This window comes from Spirosoma pulveris, assembly GCF_054781875.1.
Genome location: NZ_BAAGTO010000003.1, coordinates 526869 through 544116, shown reverse-complemented (window position 1 = coordinate 544116; position 17248 = coordinate 526869). Strand labels below are relative to the sequence as shown.

General features: G+C 49.8%; 12 protein-coding genes. 9 read left to right on the top strand and 3 right to left on the bottom strand.

What is annotated here, in order from left to right; genetic code table 11:
• Positions 1-20: 20 nt before the first annotated feature.
• Entirely contained in the window at positions 21-1562 is a 1542-nt protein-coding gene (locus ACYVJM_RS15035) for a YifB family Mg chelatase-like AAA ATPase (RefSeq protein WP_461149050.1), read from the bottom strand.
• A 223-nt stretch (positions 1563-1785) separates the two neighbouring features.
• Positions 1786-2142 (bottom strand): hypothetical protein, encoded by a 357-nt coding sequence (locus ACYVJM_RS15030; RefSeq protein WP_461149049.1) that lies wholly within the window; start codon positions 2140-2142, stop codon positions 1786-1788.
• Positions 2143-2868: 726 nt separating this feature from the next.
• Here ACYVJM_RS15030 and ACYVJM_RS15025 point away from each other — a divergent pair.
• The 7 genes from ACYVJM_RS15025 (at position 2869) to ACYVJM_RS14995 (ending at position 11399) form a co-directional block, all read left to right on the top strand.
• Positions 2869-3315 (top strand): cold-shock protein, encoded by a 447-nt coding sequence (locus ACYVJM_RS15025; protein WP_461149048.1) that lies wholly within the window; start codon positions 2869-2871, stop codon positions 3313-3315.
• 121 nt (positions 3316-3436) lie between these two features.
• Positions 3437-3616, top strand: coding sequence for a hypothetical protein (locus ACYVJM_RS15020; protein ID WP_097126898.1), 180 nt, complete (start codon positions 3437-3439; stop codon positions 3614-3616).
• Between the two features lie 145 nt (positions 3617-3761).
• Positions 3762-5129 carry a HAMP domain-containing sensor histidine kinase gene (locus ACYVJM_RS15015; RefSeq protein WP_461149047.1) on the top strand — a complete coding sequence of 456 codons (1368 nt, stop codon included), beginning with the start codon at positions 3762-3764 and terminating at the stop codon, positions 5127-5129.
• A 108-nt stretch (positions 5130-5237) separates the two neighbouring features.
• Positions 5238-6488, top strand: coding sequence for a TolC family protein (locus ACYVJM_RS15010; RefSeq protein WP_461149046.1), 1251 nt, complete (start codon positions 5238-5240; stop codon positions 6486-6488).
• A 23-nt stretch (positions 6489-6511) separates the two neighbouring features.
• Positions 6512-7606, top strand: coding sequence for an efflux RND transporter periplasmic adaptor subunit (locus tag ACYVJM_RS15005; RefSeq protein ID WP_461149045.1), 1095 nt, complete (start codon positions 6512-6514; stop codon positions 7604-7606).
• Positions 7607-7685: 79 nt separating this feature from the next.
• On the top strand, positions 7686-10790 hold the full coding sequence (locus ACYVJM_RS15000; protein WP_461149044.1) for an efflux RND transporter permease subunit: 3105 nt from the start codon (positions 7686-7688) through the stop codon (positions 10788-10790).
• A 219-nt stretch (positions 10791-11009) separates the two neighbouring features.
• On the top strand, positions 11010-11399 hold the full coding sequence (locus ACYVJM_RS14995; protein ID WP_461149043.1) for a LytR/AlgR family response regulator transcription factor: 390 nt from the start codon (positions 11010-11012) through the stop codon (positions 11397-11399).
• A 77-nt stretch (positions 11400-11476) separates the two neighbouring features.
• Here the strand turns inward: ACYVJM_RS14995 and ACYVJM_RS14990 are convergent, their stop codons facing one another.
• Entirely contained in the window at positions 11477-12481 is a 1005-nt protein-coding gene (locus tag ACYVJM_RS14990; RefSeq protein WP_461149042.1) for a YpdA family putative bacillithiol disulfide reductase, read from the bottom strand.
• Positions 12482-13034: 553 nt separating this feature from the next.
• Between ACYVJM_RS14990 and priA the strand changes: the two genes are divergently transcribed.
• The gene (gene priA / locus ACYVJM_RS14985) at positions 13035-15566 is read left to right on the top strand and encodes a replication restart helicase PriA (protein WP_461149041.1); all 2532 of its coding nucleotides are present in this window, start codon (positions 13035-13037) and stop codon (positions 15564-15566) included.
• Between the two features lie 105 nt (positions 15567-15671).
• Entirely contained in the window at positions 15672-17108 is a 1437-nt protein-coding gene (pyk, locus tag ACYVJM_RS14980) for a pyruvate kinase (RefSeq protein WP_461149040.1), read from the top strand.
• The last annotated feature ends 140 nt before the right edge of the window (positions 17109-17248 follow it).

Here is a 17248-nt window from a genome sequence, read left to right as displayed (position 1 = left end):
CAGTTACGACGTCATCACTCCTACCCTGCCCAGTTTTCCCGATCCAGGCTCCGGTACTGAATGGCTTCGGCCAGGTGTTCGATGCGGATATCGTCGGTAGCGGCCAGGTCGGCGATGGTGCGCGACACTTTCAGGATACGGTCGTAAGCGCGGGCCGACAAGCCCAATCGTTCCATTGCCGTTTTGAGCAACGCCCGGCCGGCATCGCTGATCACGCAAACCTCTTTCACCAGTTGCGAAGGCATCATTGCGTTGGAGTAAATGCCGGGCTGATTGGTGAAGCGTTCTGTTTGAATTTCCCTGGCCCGGATCACCCGTTCGCGAATGACTTCGCTGGGTTCGGCAGGGCGATTGGCCGTCATCTGGTCGAAGGACACCGGGGTTACTTCCACATGCAGGTCGATACGGTCGAGGAGCGGGCCACTGATTTTAGCCAGATAACGCTGCACGACGCCCGGCCCGCACACGCATTCTTTTTCGGGGTGATTATAGTACCCGCAGGGACAGGGATTCATGCTGGCAATGAGCATAAAGCTGGCCGGAAACTCAACGGCCCATTTGGCCCGCGAAATACTTACTTTACGATCTTCGAGCGGCTGGCGCATCACTTCCAGCGCCGACCGTTTGAACTCCGGCAACTCATCCAGAAAGAGGACGCCATTATGGGCGAGCGATATTTCGCCTGGCTGCGGAAAACTTCCGCCACCCACCAAAGCCGCATCCGAAATGGTATGGTGCGGTGACCGATACGGCCGGGTAGCTATGAGCGTGGCTCTGGCTCCCAGCTTTCCTGCTACCGAATGAATCTTTGTTGTTTCCAGAGCCTCCTGCAACGTTAACGGGGGCAAGATTGTAGGCAATCGCTTGGCCAGCATGGTTTTACCGGCACCCGGCGGCCCGATCATAATCACGTTATGCCCACCAGCTGCGGCAATTTCCATAGCTCGCTTAATATTTTCCTGACCCTGCACGTGCGAAAAATCGGCATCGTAGGCATTGAGTTGGGTCATGAATAAATCGCGGGTATCCGTTTCGAGCGGAGCGATGTCTTTCTTTCCTTCAAAAAACTCGATGGCTTCCTGAATCGTTGTTACCCCAATCACATCCAGTTGATTGACAATCGACGCTTCCTGTGCGTTTTCAACGGGCAGCACAAAGCCTTTGTAGCCCCGCTTGCGCGCTTCGATTGCAATGGGTAACACGCCTTTTATGGGTCGGAGCGTCCCATCGAGGGCTAATTCGCCCATGATGACATATTCTTCGAGGTGGCGGGTGGTCGTTATTTGCTCAGAAGCCTGCAAGACGCAAAGGCCAATGGGCAAATCGTAGGCCGATCCCTCTTTGCGTATATCAGCCGGAGCGAGGTTAACGACTACCTTCTGACGCGGCATTCGATAGCCAAAGAATTTCAGTGATGCTTCGACTCGTTGTTCACTTTCTTTAACCGCACTATCGGGCAGGCCCACTAAATGGAAATGCAAACCCTGTGCAACAACAACTTCAATGGTAATAAGGCTGGCATTGACGCCATAGACGGCTGCACCAAACGTTTTGGCTAACATAAATCGGCTTAAGTAAACGATTAACAGGGATGGGTTTCAAAACTACAGTGCAATGGTGCAATAAAAAAACACAGACTCCAGTTTTTGTGATTGGGTAGTCATCCCCTCTCTATTAACTTAATCGGACTACGAATAGCGTTATCTATTTTCCAGACTTTGTATCTTTTTTTTCTTAGATCGTTAAGGCCATTTTTTTTGTAGACATTGGCAGATTGATCACCCTTTACGAAGCGGGTAAAGATGCCAGAAAGAGGTGCTCTTTTGCCTCTTTATTCAGTTGTTTAAGTACAGCCGTGTGTCCGATAATTGTCTTGTAATCTACCTTAGCGGGATCTTCTCCAATAGTATTTATTTGGTCAACATGCTGAAACAGTTTTCCCAGTTCAGTCTTCATTCTGCTTAGTAAAGCTGTCAGCTCATCAACGGAGCACTGCCCAATTTGTAGGTTGCCATTCGAGGCCAGAATCTGCTTACCCGTATTTTCACTGACGTGAATGGTTAACACCTTATAATAGCCATGGAAGTGTGACATGGCGCTCAGCCACTCAGCCAATATAGTTTCAGTTTCCGTATTCTTCACACTATGAGGATAGTTATAGGACGATTGGTTACTAATTCGACAACTCTGTTTATCATTTATACCCCAAATACACCAAAAAGCTAAACGAAGCTTAATTTTAGAACCATTTACTTTTAAAAGTAGCCAAATTTGAATGTTTATATGTAATAAACTCAATCTAATAGTATACAAAAGACCTATTTTAATTAAATTTTAATCATTAATGGCTAAATCAAACGTATTTACTTGAATATAACATAATTATACTACTAATTGAGAGGTAAAGCCTATCAATTCACAACAAACTTATCTGTACCATTCTATAGCTAAGATGCGCGCGATTAAACAGCACTTGTATTAACAGCAATAAGTCGTTTATGGTATAAAAGCGGCCAAGTCAGTCACATTGATATTTTTAGCTGCTTAACCTATATTGCCCGGAATTTCAAAATGATTAAAATAAAATTAGGTATAGTAACATAATGCCCAATTGCCTTGCAGTTGGGCATTATTCTTTCCAGACAGCCTCATTTACAGTCTGATAACCATCTTTTATCTGTCTCACCCGGTGAGATAGATAACGAATCAATCCAGTCGGCATCAACTTATTTTAATTATTTGGGGTTCAATAGATAATGGGGCGGCTAAATCCGCATTGATAGTCATGTTTTCACTCTCTCTGGACCAGCCCTCTATCAATACCGTGCCTTTCCGGGCATATTAACCTCATACGAATTAAACCAAGGGATGGAGACATTTAGTAAAAAAGAAAAAGAGAAGGCAAGACAGAAAAAGAGAAAAGACAAAGAAGAAAAGAGAGAAGATAGAAAAGCCAACGCCACCAAAGGACTTGGCCTGGATGATATGCTCGCCTACGTGGATGAGAACGGAAATATATCATCTACACCACCCGACCCCCGCAAGAAGAAGCGCATTGATCAGGAAGATATTCAGATTGGTGTAGCCAAACAACAGGCGGGCGAGCCGCAGGACCTTGTTCGCCAGGGAGTAGTTACGTTCTTCAACGACTCCAAAGGCTACGGCTTCATTAGAGATTTACAAACTCAGGAAAGTATTTTTGTCCATATTAATGGCCTGAAGGAGCCTATCGGCGAACAGGACAAAGTGACATTTTCGACTGAAATGACCCCCAAAGGGCCAAATGCAGTTGATGTAAAAAAACTGGTTGCCTGACATTACAAAATAATATGTGGTATTACACGCCACCACATGACACTATTCGGAAGAAAATGGGGTTGTATGTTTTATACATCGAGCCATGCGGGCGCATGTACTCATTATCATCCCCTAAGTTATGAGCCAACAAACGTACACCTCCATCCCCCCTACCTCAGATAGCGTCTACTGGATGCTCAAATCTTCGGATGGGAAAACCAGCATTTTTGTGCCTCGGGATAAAGAGCTTGATCGGCGATTAAAAGTTAAGTTTCAAGCTGAGGTTGCCGCCAGAACATCGCCTAAGCGTAAACGGTAGGGGTCGGAGTTAGTGACTTATTTGTTTGTAATAACATAGCCCGGCCTCAAAGCCGGGCTTTTTGTGTATAATGAACTTATCCGGCCTGCTGATGATGGCTATCACCTGCCAGAACGGCCAGACCAAAACTGACAGATGAACAACCATGACCATCCGCAACCGCATTTCGGGCCAGTTTACGTTAATCGTTGCCTCTATTCTGATTGGGTTTTCATTGCTTATCTATGTAGTGTCAGCTACGTACCGGCGAGAGGAATTCTATGATCGGCTCAAAAACAAGGCGCGCACTACTGTGCGGTTTCTGGTCGAAGTAAAAGAGGTAGACAACGATCTGCTGCGCATCATCGACCGGAATACCCTGACGGCCCTGATCGATGAAAAAGTCCTTATCCTAAATGAAAAGAACGAGTTGCTGTACAGCAGTGTGGACGATCACCCCGTTCGCTATCAACCCGGCCTGCTCGATGCCGTTCGCAAAACTCATGAAATAGAAACGACCAATGGAGAAAATGAGCTGGTCGGTATTCTGTACGAAGCTAACGGCCAGCGGCTGGTTGTGCTGGCATCCGCCTACGATCAGTTTGGGCAAAGTAAATTAGCTAATCTACGGCTAACTCTTTTCTGGGGACTTCTGGGCGGCATTGGGCTCACTGTAGGCCTGGGGTTTTTCTTTGCCGGGCAGTCACTTCAGCCGATTGGCCACATCAATCGGCAGGTACAGACCATTACCGCGCGTAACCTTCGCCAACGGCTTGATGAAGGAAATCGGCAGGATGAGATTGACCAGCTGGCCGTCAACTTCAACGCGGTGCTGCAACGACTCGAGCAGGCCTTTGAGCAGCAGCGTAGTTTCGTATCCCACGCATCGCATGAGTTACGCACTCCCCTGGCAGCCCTCAAATCCGAAATTCAGCTCGGTCTCAGACGGCCCCTTTCTGCTGAACGGCACGCCGAAATCCTTCGGAACCTGCTCACCGATACCGACAGGCTCATCGCCCTTTCCAACAGTTTACTCGTGCTGGCCCGTACCCTGGAAAACCTGGAGGCCGTTACGATGAGCGTTGTACGACTCGACGATGTGCTTTTTACGGCGCAGGACGAACTGCTGATCACCCATCCAGACTACGCCGTGCACGTTCAATACGATCAAATTCCGGATTCGGATACCGATACATCCGTAATAGGCAACGAAGCACTACTGGTACGGGTTGTTTTTAATCTGCTCGACAATGCCTGTAAGTACGCTCAGGACCAGCGTGCCCAGGTACGAATTGGTACGGAGAACGGCTGGGTGTGGCTCAGTGTAACTGACACAGGCATTGGCCTTAGTGACGAAGAAAAGCTACATATTTTTGAACCCTTTTACCGGGCACCGGGCGCTTCCGGCTTCATGGGTTTTGGTGTTGGACTGGCCGTTTGTGCCCGCATCATTGACTTACATGCGGGGCAAATTCAGGTAGAAAGCGTAGTAAATCAGGGAAGTACCTTCAAGATTAGTTTAAAAAAAGCTTAAAAAAGTATTAAGCATTGGTTAAATTTTAATATTTTTCTAATGTCAGCAACAGGGTCTTCCTGACTCATATTCAGCAACTTTGCAAAAGGTATTAACAAAACCACCGTAATGCGTTTCTGGATATTTTTGATGCTGTTGCTTTTCGCCTACCCGGTCAGAGCACAGGATTCGTTGCGGCTTACCCGTCAGCAGGCCGATAGTGTGTTTCTGAAAAATAACCTGTTGCTGCTGGCTGAACGATTTCGGATCGACATTGGCCAGGCGCAGATACTGCAGGCCAGTCTTCGCGACAACCCTACCGCCAATCTTGAGTTTAGTGCCTTTAATAACCAAACGAACCGGATTGCGGATGTGGGCCGCGGGGGCGAAAAGATCATCTCCATTCAGCAACTCCTCTACACCGCCGGAAAGCGTAATAAACGAGTTGCGCTGGCTACCGAAGCCGCCCGCCTGACGGAGCTCGAACTCCTTGATCTACTGCGCGGACTTCGGTTCGACCTTCGCAGTCGATTTTATGCCATTTATTTCCAGCAACAGACACTTGCCCGGTACAATCGGCAGATTGCCACGATTCAGACAACCGTAACGGCGTACGAACGCGAATACAACCGCAACAACGTATCGCTGCGGGAGTTACTTCGACTCAAAGCACTGCTGTTTCAGCTCAGTAACGACCGCACCGAAATTCAGTTTCAATTAGCTGAAGATCAACGAAATATTCGAACATTACTATCCGTTACCCAGCCTATTCAGCCCGTTGTGCGCAATGAAGCTCTGACACGGTACCATGTTCCAACGCAGCCCGACGATTCACTCCAGCAGTTAGCCCTGCGTAACCGCCCGGATTTGCAGGCGGCTCAATCGCTCATAAAACAGGCTGAGCTGAATTATACTTTACAGCAGGCACTGGCCCGGCCCGATCTGCGCGTGGGGGGAACTTACGATCAGAATGGCAGCTACATTCCCAATTACGTAGGCCTCTCGGTCGGTATGGACCTACCGGTGTTTAACCGCAACCAGGGCGCCATCCGGGCAGCCAAAAGCCAGATCAGCTACCAGAGTCAACTGGCCAGACAACGCATTACGCAGGTAACCAATGAGGTGGCTACGGCCCTGCAAAAAGTGCGTGATGTAGAGCAAATGGTACAGTCGGTGGAGGGTCGCTTTACCGATCAGTTCGAGTTACTGAACCAGGGGGTTGTTACGAGCTTTCAGAAAGGGAACATCTCGCTGCTGGAGTTTGTGGATCTGATTGAAACGTACAATGAGAGTGTTCGGCAACTGAATCGACTCAAAGCCGACCGCGTCAACGCCTACGAAGAACTAAACTACCTCATCGGCGACGACCTGTTCAACTAATGCACTTCTTTATCCATCCGAAAATGAAAACCCTGCAATTCCTGCGTCTTGCTACTTTTTGCCTTACCCTTACAGCCCTGTTACCGGGGTGCCATCCTAAGCCAGCTCCTCAGGAAACCAGCGCCTTTATGCTATCGGACACGATGCTGAGCCGTATTCGGATCGACACGGCCCGAACCATGCCGGTCCGCAGCGAACTCACGCTGGTAGGCCGCATTATGGCCGATGAAAACCGGGTGATCGAGGTATTCCCGCTAGTGGGCGGCAACGTTGAAAATGTAAAAGTGGAACTGGGCGATTATGTTCGCAAAGGACAAACGCTGGCCACTATACGTTCCGGAGAAGTAGCCGATTTTGAACGCCAGAACACCCAGGCCGAAGCCGACCTGCTGCTGGCCGAGAAGAACCTCCGGGTAGCTCAGGACTTGTTCGAGAGCAAACTCAACTCGCAGCGCGAAGTCATTGCCGCCCAGAAAGAAGTGGAGCGGGCGCAGGCCGAAGTGAGCCGGATTAAAGAAGTGTATCATATTTATGGCGTTGGCAAATCGTCGACCTATACGGTTAAAGCCCCTATTGACGGGTACATCATCCAGAAAAATGTAAACCAGGGTACGCAGCTTCGCTCCGATAATGCCAATAGCCTTTTTACCGTAGGGCAAATCAGTGAAGTGTGGGTGCTGGCCAACGTGAACGAAAGCGACATTAGCCGGGTCAAACCTGGCATGACAGCCGATATCCAGACACTCGCTTACCCCGACGAATTATTCCATGGCCATGTGGATAAGCTGTACACCGTTCTCGACCCCGGTACCAAAGCCATGACCGTCCGTATCCGACTGCCAAATCCGGGGCTGAAGTTGCGCCCCGAAATGCACACCACCGTTACGCTGCGGTACGATGACGGGGGCCAGATGGTGACGGTTCCGGCCGGATCGGTCATTTTCGACAAGTCCAAGCATTACGTGATGGTTTTTCGGGGCCGCTCTGATATAGAAACGCGTGAAGTGACAGTGCTGAAATCGCTGGGCGATGTCGCTTACGTACGCACGGGAGTAAAACCCGGCGAACGGGTCATCTCGCAAAATCAACTGTTAGTGTACGATGCGCTGAACGATTAGGTGATGGGCTGAGGGGATTGGCTGCGCTGCCCCTACCCATCGCCCTCTGCCCATGCCCAACACCCCATTACCCTGAACCATGAACGCTTTTATCCGTAACGTAGTCGGTTTTTCGCTGAAGAACCGCTTTTTCATCTTTTTCATGACTGTTGGGTTGATCATAGCCGGTATTGCCAGCTACATGACCACCCCACTCGAAGCCTTTCCCGACGTAACCAATACCCAGATTATTGTGGTAACGGAGTGGAATGGCCGCTCTGCCGAGGAAATAGAACGATTCGTGACCGTGCCCATCGAGGTGGGCATGAACTCCGTACAACGCAAAACCAGCGTCCGTTCCATTACCATGTTCGGGCTCAGCATCATCAAAATCATCTTCGAGGATGACGTCGAAGACTTTTTTGCCCGGCAGCAGGTCAACAACCAGCTCCGTTCGATCTCGCTGCCCGAAGGCGTATCGCCCGATGTGCAACCGCCCTACGGCCCAACGGGCGAAATCTTCCGGTTTACCCTTCAATCGCCCAACCGCGACAGTCGTGAACTGCTTACCCTGCACAACTGGGTTATTGACCGGCAGCTCCGCAGTGTAGCGGGTGTAGCCGATGTAGTCGCCTTTGGCGGTCGCGAAAAAAGCTACGAAATCCGGGTAAATCCAACCCAATTGGCTAAATACGACATCACTCCGCTGGAGGTCTATCAGGCCGTTACCCGCAGCAATATCAACGTTGGGGGCGATGTTATCGAGCGGAACGGCCAGGCATATGTGGTGCGGGGTATTGGGCTACTCACGTCCATTGCCGATATCGAAAACCTCATTGTGGAAGATTTATCGGGTAACCCCGTACTGATCAAGAACGTAGCCGAAGTAGCCGAATCGAATCTGCCACGCGTTGGTCAGGTAGGACTCGATAAAGACGACGATGTGGTAGAAGGCATCGTGGTGATGCGTAAAAACGAAAATCCGAGTGAGGTGCTGGAGCGGGTAAAAGCTAAAATTGAGGATTTGAACACCCGTATTTTACCGTCAGATGTAAAGATGGTCACGTTCTATGATCGCGATAACCTGATTTCGTTCTGTACCAAAACCGTGCTCCATAACCTGACGGAAGGAATCATTCTGGTAACGGTCATCGTGTTTCTGTTCATGGCCGATTGGCGGACTACCGTTATCGTGTCCATCATCATTCCGCTGGCGTTGCTGTTTGCGTTCATGTGCCTCAAACTGCGCGGCATGTCGGCAAATCTGCTGTCGATGGGTGCGGTCGATTTTGGTATCATCGTTGATGGCGCCGTCGTGATGGTGGAGGGGATATTCGTCACGCTCGACCACCAGGCGCACCGCGTTGGGATGACCCGATTCAACCGAATGGCGAAGCTGGGACTGATCAAAAAGACGGGGGGCGAGTTGGGCAAGGCCGTTTTTTTCTCCAAGCTCATCATTATCACCGCCCTGCTGCCCATTTTCTCCTTCCAGAAAGTAGAGGGTAAAATGTTTTCACCCCTGGCCTGGACGCTGGGTTTCGCCTTGCTGGGTGCCCTGTTGTTCACGCTAACGCTGGTGCCGGTTTTGTGCTCTATTTTATTAAAAAAGAACGTTCGGGAAAAGAACAATCCACTGGTCAACTTTTTCGACCGAATTGTCATGGCGGGCTTTGGCTGGTGCTTTGCCCACCGAAAAATCAGTTTAGTCGCGGCTATTGGCTTCATGGCCGTTACCTTTTTTTCGGCCTCCCTGCTGGGATCGGAGTTTTTACCGACGCTTAACGAGGGGGCTCTCTGGGTGGAGGCTAAACTTCCCATGAGCAGCTCGCTCAACCAGACGGTAGGCATGGTCCATACCTTACGTCAGAAGCTAATGGACTTCCCGGAAGTCAACGGGGTATTGTCGCAAACGGGCCGGTCCAATGATGGTACCGACCCATCCGGCTTTTATTACGTACAGATGCAGGTTAACCTGAAGCCCAAAGACGAGTGGACCAGGCATATTACCACCGATGAACTCATCGAAGAAATGGACGGTCGGCTCAAGCAGTTTCAGGGCATTAACTACAACTACTCGCAACCGATCATCGACAACGTGGCCGAAGCCGTGGCCGGTATGAACGCCAGCAACGCCGTCAAAATTTTTGGCGACGACCTGGAAACGCTCGACAAAATGGCGAATAAAGTCATTGGTGCCATTCGGGATGTGCCGGGCGTAAAAGATGTGGGTATTTTGCGAAACATTGGTCAGCCCGAGATCAGTGTTCTGTTCGACGACCGGAAAATGGCACTGTACGGCGTCTCTACGGCCGATGCGCAATCGGTTATTGAAATGGCCATTGGGGGGAAAACGGCCTCTATTCTGTACGAAGGCGAGCGGAAATTCGATATTCGGGTTCGGTACGGTGAAGATTACCGGCGCACCGAAGACGATATTATGCGGCTGATGGTCCCGACGCTGCGGGGCAATAAAATTCCCCTGCGGGAGATTGCCACCCTGCGCGCCATTACCGGACCTGCCTTTGTCTACCGCGACAACAACAAGCGATTCATCGGGGTAAAATTTTCGGTGCGGGAGCGTGATCTGGGCAGCACCATTGCCGAAGCACAGCAACGCGTCAACGAAGCGATAAAGGATCTTCCTAAAGGATACGGCATCAACTGGACGGGTGAATTTGAAAACCAGGTTCGGGCTACCGGCCGACTCGGGCAGGTGGTTCCCATCAGTCTGGCAACCATCTTTGTGATTCTGTTCATCCTCTTCGGCAGCGCCAAAGATGCGGGGCTTGTACTGCTGAATGTACCGTTTGCCCTGATCGGCGGTATTCTGGCGCTCCATGCCACCGGTATGAATTTCGGTATCTCGGCGGGGGTCGGTTTTATTGCCCTGTTCGGTATCTGTGTGCAGAATGGTGTTATCCTTATTTCGGTCTTTAACAACAATCGCAAAGCACATATGCCATTGGATGAAGCCATCCGGGAGGGCGTCAAGTCGCGGGTTCGGCCGGTGGTCATGACCGCGCTCATGGCCGCTATCGGTTTGCTGCCAGCCGCTGTCTCTACGGGTATTGGCTCCGAAACACAGAAGCCACTGGCTATTGTCGTTATTGGCGGTCTGATCACGGCTACGATCCTGACGCTGCTGATCTTCCCGATCATCTACCGGCTTTTCAACCGCAAGCAGCGTGCGCATGCTCTTTAACAAGGGACTGCTGGTTTGACCCGGATTTTCCTGAAATTAATTTGACATAGCTTCGTCCATTCACTTACTTTTTACTGCTGTTCAGCTACCATGTACGGTTGTTGACAACAAAAAACATATTTCGGCTACCTGACTGATTAGATTTGATTTACCACACAGAAAGACGCGCTCTTTTTGTAGGGCAAATAAACTCTAATCCAACTTTAAAAGTAGCGAATTATGATACCCTATCCCCCCCATGCAAGAAATCCAATCCCTACAGACGGCATCAAGATGTACGTCCGTGAAGCTGGTCAACTTGTTTTTCCGGTCTCCGATTTAATCTATTTACAAGCTACCGGCAATTACAGCTGGCTTTATTGGAAAGACGGACAACGGATGCTCATGCCGCGCACGTTAAAGTACTACGTTCCTCAGTTGCCGGCCAAATGGTTCGTTCGGCTACACCGGAACTGTATTGTGAACTTGAATTATATCGAGCGAATGGAGCGGGACGACCCGGATAAGGGCGGCCTGGTTTATTTACGTTCGGGCGATATTTTGCCGGTATCACGTCGCCGATGGTTTGCGGCAAAACGGCTTTTCCAACAAAATAGCTTTGCGAATTAGTAAAATTAGCGGAGTAAGTGAAAATAGGTGAAGCAGTGCCTGACCCACCATTTCGCCTACTTTCACTTACTCCACCGCTAAATTCGCTGAATAAGTTCAGCTACTTTGTGTACTTCACGGCCCACGATATGGTCGATGATAGCCTGAGCGTGCTCGCGACCGTTTTCAATAAAGACTTTCTCGGTAAAAATGCCCGCCATGACAGTTCCACAAACGTATAAGCCGGGAATCGTGGTCTCAAACGTTTCTTTGTTATAAACCGGCACCTGCGTGGTTGCATCCAGTTCAATACCACACCGGCGCAACAGATCGGCATCGGGGATATAGCCCGTCAATACAAAGACAAAATCAGCCGGCAATTGCGTTTCTTCCCCGGTTTTCAGGTTATTAATCGTTACTGATTTCTCATCGATCTGCGTGACGCAGGAGTTAAAAGCGGTCTTTATACGTCCTTCCTTCACCCGGTTTTTCACGTCGGGAACGAGCCAGTATTTAACCGTACTTCTAAAATCGTCACCCCGGTGAACAACGGTGATGTTTACATCGTGGCGGTACAGTTCCAAAGCCGCTTCAACCGCCGAATTAGAGCCTCCAATGATAACAACATTGGTAAATGAGTACTTGAACGGTTCGTCGTAATAGTGCGAGACATGGGGTAGGTTCTCACCCGGTATATTGAGCCAGCGAGGCCGGGTAAAGTAACCCGTTGCCATAATCACTTTGTGGGCCTGGTAGTCAGCCCCGGCTTTTGTTGTCACCGTAAAGAGTTCATCTTTCTTCTTCACCTGCCAGACTTCCTGAAACAACTCAAAATTCAGGTGGTAGTAGGCCGCTGCCTTCCGGTAATATTGGAGGGCTTCGTCACGACCAGCTTTCACATCCGATATGGCAAACGGCAAACCCCCAATCTCAATATTTTCGGCCGTCGAGAAAAAGCGCATTCGGCGTGGGTACTGACGGATAGATTCCGTTAAACTACCCATTTCCAGAATCAAGTGACTGAGCCCTGCTTTGGCCGCTTCGATGCCAGCCGCTAACCCACACGGACCTCCACCAACAATAATGACGTCGTATATCTTCATAGCGTAATAAATCTGCCCGATTGTCTACCAGACTATTCTCTGAGCTACTGGCTTAACAAGTAAAAAGTCCTCAAAGGTTGCGCTTTGAGGACTTTTTACTTGTTATTTTTCACAAAATAGTTTACCTGATTCGCCTTATGCTTAAGGGTATACATACGGCGGTCGGACAAACGAAAGGCATTACGGTTACGGTTGAGCGACTGGTACACCCATTGGATCCCGTAGCCGTTACGGTATAAAGATCGTCGGCAGTAACAGCCTGACTGGCACCCGTGGCTGAAAAACCATTCGGACTACCCATAATGACCCAAAAGCATAATAACATGTACAATTGTCTCATACAAGAATAGTTCACTAAATCGAACAACAAGTTACTATAAGATCAATAATCAGATATATAATCCGGAACAGAGCGCCCCCTGTCGAAAAAAAACGACTCTATTCTTAACTATGGATTGTTTACTTCAGAGGGTTAGCTAGTCCACTTTACGCAAAAGCTTTGCCATCGGCTGGGGCATTTCTGTGTATCTTTACTGAACGACCTGACTAGATTGTGGAAAACCAAGCCAATACATTATTTTCATCATTCGATAGTGAAGAAATTACTTTCTTCGCTGATTTAATTTTACCCATTCCTGTACCTAAATTATTTACCTACCGCGTTCCAAGAGGCATGGCGGAGGGGCTCAAAATTGGTGCCAGAGTTATCGTCCCATTCGGCAAAAAAAACGGCAGAGTATTCACGGCCATTGTAGCAAGGTTACACCATACCCCGCCAACAGGCTACCAGGCTCGTTACATCAATGAAACTCTAGACGAATACCCTTTAACCACAAGTTACCAATTAGAGCTTTTTAGGTGGATTGCAGAGTATTATATGTGTTGTATCGGCGAGGTTATGAACGTAGCACTGCCCTCCGGCCTGAAAATTTCCAGTCAGTCTAAAGTGCAGTTCAATCCCGATTTCAACTACCCCGAACTCCTTACCGAATTCGAGGAAACGTTACTTACCGAACTCAAAAAACACCCGGCTTTATCGTACGATGAAGTGGGACGACTAGCGGGTGACGGCATCAACGTAGCGGCTCTGATTAAATCGCTGGTCGAGAAAAAGGCCATTATCGTTTTTGAAGAAGTTCGGGAAAAATACACTCCCAAGATGGTCCGGAAAATTCGTCTTCACCGGACCTATGAGGAGCGCGAGCAGTTGCTTGTTTTACTGCAACGACTCGAAAAACTGCCCAAACAGCAGGAAGTCGTTATGCGATACCTGAGCCATGTTCCCCTGCAGCGGACACCGGCCTTGAATGAAAAGGGACTCGATAAAACAATCCTGAATCAGGACGATGAATTGTCGCAATCGTCCCTGACGACATTAATTAAAAATCAGGTATTCGAAACATTCGACGTGATACAACCCCGGTTTTCGGATAACGGAACGGATGGCTTACAGACCGAAATCAAGCTGACCGATGCCCAGCGGACGGCTTCGAGCCAGATCGTGACGCAGTTCGAACAACATAACGTTGTGCTTCTGCACGGCATTACCGGCAGCGGCAAAACCGAAGTCTATATCGATCTGATTCAGCAGGCGCTCGGCAGTGGCTCTCAGGTACTCTATCTGCTGCCGGAAATTGCCCTGACAACCCAGATCGTTGTGCGCCTGCAACGCGTATTTGGGGACAAGATGGGCATCTACCATTCCAAATTCTCCGATAATGAACGCGTGGAGGTCTGGAAAGGCGTTGTTTCCGGACAGTATCAGTTTGTAGTGGGTGTACGCTCGGCGGTGTTTTTACCGTTCGATAACCTCGGCCTGATCATCGTGGATGAAGAACACGAAACCAGTTACAAACAACACGACCCGGCTCCGCGCTACCACGCCCGCGATGTGGCCATTATGCTGGCTCACTGGCAGCAGGCCAAAGTATTGCTGGGATCCGCTACACCCTCGCTCGAAACGTATTACCAGGCCAAACAGGGCCGCTACGGACTTGTGGAACTGTTTCAACGCTTTGGGGAGGCTACCCTGCCCAATATCATGCTGGTGAATATGCAGCAGGAGAAAAAGCAGAAAACGCTGAGAAATGAGTTTTCGTCGGTCTTGCTGGGTGCCCTGGAAGCCAATATGGAGCGGAAAGAGCAAAGCATTCTGTTCCAGAATCGGCGAGGGTACTCGCCCTATATGCAATGTGAAGATTGCGACTGGACCGCTGAATGCCCTAACTGTGCCGTTAGTTTGACCTATCACCAGCGCGATGCCGAGTTGCGCTGTCACTATTGCGGCCACAAAGAAGGCGTGCCGCGTATGTGTCCCACCTGTGGGTCTACCAAAGTGAAGACCATCGGCTTTGGCACGGAAAAGCTGGAAGATCAGCTCCAGATTTTCTTTCCGCAATCGCGGGTGCTGCGTATGGACCTGGACACCACCCGTGCCAAAAATGCCTATCAGCAAATCATTCAGGAATTTGAAGGAGGACAGGTCGATATTCTGGTGGGTACCCAAATGATTACGAAGGGGCTGGATTTCGACAATGTTAGTCTGGTTGGCATTTTCGACGCCGACCGGCTGATCCATTTTCCTGACTTTCGGGCTACCGAACGGGCCTTTCAGATGATTACCCAGGTGAGCGGGCGGGCCGGTCGGCGGGCGGGGCGGCAGGGAACGGTACTCATCCAGACCAGCAATCCACAGCAGCCGATTCTGCAAAAAGTAATTGATAACGACTACAAGGGGCTGTTTAAGGAGGAGCTTCAGGAGCGGCAGGACTTTAACTACCCTCCTTTTTCGCGGCTCATCAAGCTAACCGTTCGCCACACCGACCGGGCCATTAGCCACCAGGCTGCCGAACGGCTGGCCGCCGAACTGATCGACGCACTCGGGAGCAGCCGGGTACTGGGTCCCGAAGAACCGCTGGTCGAACGTATCCGCAACCAGTTTCTGTTCGATATTCTGATCAAGATCGAACGCGACAAAGTGAATATAAAAGCAGTGAAAACGTACATTCAGGAGCGTATCAACGACATCCTCACGGATAAAGGATTACGGCAGGTCAGCATCGTAGCCGATGTGGATTGTTTATGAGTTCGCCACTCTTCCTGTAAAATTTCAGTGAATACCACCGTTTATCAGCCCATACGGTTATTTTTGCACCGGCTTCTGGCCGATTTTGCCCAATTTTCCCGTCCCATGTCAAAGAAAACCAAGATTGTGGCCACTATTGGTCCGGCTTCCGAAACAAAAGAACAGTTGCTGGCACTCGCCAAAGCAGGTGTAAACGTTTTCCGGCTCAATTTCTCCCACGGTACCCACGAAGATCACCTGATGCGGCTTACCCGCATCCGCGAGCTAAATGCAGAACATAACCTCCACCTGTGCATATTACAGGATTTACAGGGGCCAAAAATCCGCATTGGCAATGTAGAGAGTAAAGATGGTGTTACGATTGTTGCCGGTCAGGAACTTGTCTTCACCAACGACGACATCATTGGTACCGCCGAACGTGTTAGTACCCCGTACAAAAACATGTACCGCGATGTACACCCAGGCGAACGGATTTTGATGGACGATGGCAAATTAGAGGTACGTGTTCTTCGGAAAGAAGGTACCGATGTTGTTACGGAAGTCGTTTACGGTGGCTCGATGAAGTCGAAAAAAGGCGTAAACCTGCCCAACACGAAAGTGTCGATGCCCGCCGTTACGGAAAAAGACTGGGCCGATCTGGAGTTCGGTCTCGAAAACGACGCCGAGTGGATTGCCCTTTCGTTTGTTCGGGAAGCGTCCGAAATCATCGAAATCAAAGAATATATCAAGTCGAAAGGCAAGAAGAGCCGCGTAATCGCGAAAATCGAAAAGCCCGAAGCCATTCAGAATATCGATGAAATCATTGCCGCTACGGATGGCCTGATGGTAGCCCGTGGTGACCTTGGCGTTGAGCTACCGGCCGAAGAGGTGCCCATGATCCAGAAGATGCTTGTTGAGAAGTGCAACCGGGCCGCTAAGCCCGTTATTGTGGCAACGCAGATGCTGGAGAGCATGATCGATGCCCCACGCCCAACCCGCGCCGAGATCAATGACATTGCCAACTCGGTAATGGATGGTGCAGATGCCGTTATGCTGAGCGCCGAAACCGCTTCGGGTAAATACCCCGTTCTGGCAGTCGAGAGCATGGCCAATACCATTCGGCAGGTTGAGCAATCGACGGATAAAATCTACTATCGCTACCACGCCCAGGTGAACGAACATCCAACGGAGAACGTCCTCAACGACAATGTTGTGATGAGCGCCTGCCGACTGGCGCGTGATACGAAAGCAAAAGCAATTATTGGCATTACCAATTCCGGCTACACGGCCGTACGGCTTTCGCACCACCGCCCCAAAGCCGATCTGTTCGTATTCTCGAACGACGCTCAACTGCGGAACACGCTGGGGCTTTACTGGGGCGTTCAGGTAATTCCTTACGAGCCGGATTTGAATTTAACCGTCGACCAGACCGTAGAAGGGATCAAGCAAACACTCGTTGGTCAGGGCCAGCTGGAATCGGGCGATATTTTCATTAATACGCTCAGTATGCCACTCACCCAGGCCCGACGGACAAATACGGTGAAACTGAGTACGGTAGATTAGTGAAGCGGTTGAGTAGCGGAGTGAGTGAAATAAGGACAAACCGACCGTTTTACTCACTCCACTTACTCCACCAATTACTAACTAAAAAGCCGCGAAACCAATGGTCATCGCGGCTTTTCTGTTCTCACTGAAAATGAAGA